The sequence below is a fragment of the Streptomyces tricolor genome, assembly GCF_002155905.1.
GTDB classification, from domain to species: domain Bacteria; phylum Actinomycetota; class Actinomycetes; order Streptomycetales; family Streptomycetaceae; genus Streptomyces; species Streptomyces tricolor.
Genome location: NZ_MUMF01000561.1, coordinates 1 through 266, shown reverse-complemented (window position 1 = coordinate 266; position 266 = coordinate 1). Strand labels below are relative to the sequence as shown.

Below are 266 nucleotides of genomic sequence, written 5' to 3'. Positions count from 1 at the left end.
GCAGGGCCTGCGCGTCACCGTCGCCACCACGACCTCCGACGACGAGGAGTACCTGCTCACCATGGACCTGGCCGCCGTCCGGGTCGGCGAGGACTCCTTCGCGTTCACCAACGCCGGCCTGGGCGACGTACCGAACGACGCGACGCAGGCCGCCGTGCAGATCGGCGCGCTGCGTCTGGCGGACATCCGCAAGCAGGGCCTGGCGCAGGTGTGAGGCTCACAGCGGGGGCTGGGCCGGGGCGGGCCCCCTGGCGCTTATACACATC

The 266-nt window shown here is 72.2% G+C and carries 1 pseudogene; it reads left to right on the top strand.

What is annotated here, in order from left to right:
* Positions 1 to 214, top strand: a pseudogene (locus tag CCN44_RS46760) (hypothetical protein); the annotation flags it as partial.
* Positions 215 to 266: the final 52 nt, after the last annotated feature.